This window comes from Mesorhizobium sp. M7A.F.Ca.CA.003.01.2.1 (assembly GCF_003998945.1).
Taxonomy (GTDB): Bacteria; Pseudomonadota; Alphaproteobacteria; order Rhizobiales; family Rhizobiaceae; genus Mesorhizobium; species Mesorhizobium ciceri.
Genome location: NZ_RZRA01000977.1, coordinates 1 through 2030 on the forward strand (window position 1 = coordinate 1; position 2030 = coordinate 2030).

Below are 2030 nucleotides of genomic sequence, written 5' to 3' on the forward strand. Positions count from 1 at the left end.
CTGTTGTCCCATCCGCCTGATGCAACCGGCCTGACCGGAAGATCCTTCCACTTGGGAAATTGCGTGGCGATCAATCGGCTGACAAGCGTTATGTCGATGTTCGGCTTGCTGACCATCGAGCCTAGCGCGGAAACTCGAGCCCCATTTCGCGGTAGCGCTCGGGGTCGTCGCCCCAGTTCTCGCGCACCTTGACGAACAGGAACAGGTGCACCTTCTGTTCGAGGATGCCTGCTATCTCCATGCGCGCCGCCTGGCCGATGGCGCGGATGGTCTCGCCCTTGTGGCCGAGAACGATCTTCTTCTGGCTGTCGCGCTCGACATAGATGGTCTGGTCGATGCGCACCGAGCCGTCCGGCTTCTCTTCCCATTTCTCGGTCTCGATATGCGAGGAATAGGGCAATTCCTGATGCAGCCTGAGATAAAGCTTCTCGCGCGTGATCTCGGCCGCGAGCTGGCGCATCGGCAGGTCCGAGATCTGGTCTTCCGGATAGTACCGGGGACCGACCGGCAGAGACTCGGCCAGATAATCGAGCACGTCCTTGCAGCCGGAACCGGTCAGCGCCGACACCATGAAGGTGCGCTTGAACGGCACCCTTTCGTTCGCTGCCGCCGACAGAGCCAGCAGCGCTTCGTGCTTGACGCGGTCGACCTTGTTGAGGATCAGCACCATCGGCTGGCGCACATCCTTCAGCCGTTCGAGGATGGCGTCGGCGTCGCCCCTGATGCCGCGCTCGGCGTCGATCAGAAGCAGTACGATATCGGCGTCCTTGGCCCCACCCCAGGCGGTGGTCACCATCGCCGTGTCGAGCCTCCGCTTCGGCTTGAAGATGCCGGGCGTATCGACGAAAACGATTTGCGCATTGTCATGCGTGGCGATGCCGCGCACGATGGCGCGGGTCGTCTGCACCTTGTGGGTGACAATCGACACCTTGGCGCCGACCAATTGGTTGACCAAGGTCGACTTGCCCGCATTGGGCGCGCCGATCAGCGCGACAAAGCCGGAATGCGTGGCGGCGGCTGTGGTCGCCGGCTCTTCGGTAGCGGTCATGCCGCGCTCCCTTCACTGGAGGGCCGCGAGCCCCCCGATTTTTGGGCCGATGCGGCGGCCCAAACGCCTTCGCGCACAAGAAATGCCGAAGCCGCCGCTTCTTCGGCCGCCCTGCGCGAGCCGCCGGTGCCGCTTATCGGCGCAAAGCCGCGGACCTGCAAGGATACAGTGAAGACCGGCTGATGGTCGGGTCCCTCGCGCTTGTCGATCACATACTCGGGTCTGATATCGCTGGTCTTGGCAATCCATTCCTGCAGATCGGATTTCGGATTGAGCGGCTTTGCGATCACCGTATGCGAGCGCGGTTCCCAATAGCGCAGGACGAACCGCCGCGCGGCCTCGATGCCACCGTCGACGTAAACCGCCGCAATCAGCGCTTCGACCGCATCCGCCAGATAGTTTCCGCCCGAGCCGCGCGACCGCATCTTCAAGGCAGAATCGGCGCGGACCAGATCCTCCAGCTGCATTTCGATGCCGATTTCGGAGCAGGTCCGCGCATCGACCAGCGCATTGAAGCGCGGCGCGATTTCACCTTCCGGCGCATCGGGAAATTTTTCGAAAAGCATATCGGCGACGACAAGCCCGAGCACGCGGTCGCCAAGAAATTCAAGACGCTGGTTGTTGGTGGCCGCCTTGACCGCACTGGAATGCGTCAAGGCGGTCTCAAGCAAACGGATATCCTTGAAGACGTAACCGGTCTTGGCCTTCACCAAACCGGCCAGTGTTTCGCCTGTCGGGCGCTTCAAAGCCATCAATTGACGAAGTGGAACAGGCGCGAAGCGCGCATCAGCGACGGCCATTTCCAGATTTCGAGAGGGCTCGCCTTGCCGGCGATCGAGAAGAAGACAAGATTGGCGCGGCCAACCAGATTTTCCGCGGGAACGTAGCCGACGGTGAAACGGCTGTCGGCGGAATTGTCCCGGTTGTCGCCCATCATGAAATAGTGGCCGGGCGGCACGTCGAATTCGCGGGTGTTGTCGCC

The 2030-nt window shown here is 62.0% G+C and carries 3 protein-coding genes and 1 pseudogene; all 4 read right to left on the reverse strand.

Going from position 1 to position 2030, the window contains the following annotated elements; all coding sequences use genetic code 11:
- Positions 1–116 (reverse strand): annotated as a pseudogene (locus EN969_RS36325) (aminoglycoside phosphotransferase); the annotation flags it as partial.
- A gap of 5 nt (positions 117–121) precedes the next feature.
- A complete protein-coding gene (gene era, locus EN969_RS28500) occupies positions 122–1048 on the reverse strand; it encodes a GTPase Era (RefSeq protein ID WP_013532583.1) in 927 nt (308 codons plus the stop codon).
- Entirely contained in the window at positions 1045–1800 is a 756-nt protein-coding gene (gene rnc / locus EN969_RS28505; protein ID WP_013532584.1) for a ribonuclease III, read from the reverse strand. Before rnc ends, era begins: the two co-directional genes overlap by 4 nt.
- Positions 1800–2030 (reverse strand): signal peptidase I (lepB, locus tag EN969_RS28510; RefSeq protein ID WP_127419601.1); only part of this gene is annotated, 231 nt, incomplete at its 5' end. The genes rnc and lepB, both read right to left, overlap by 1 nt.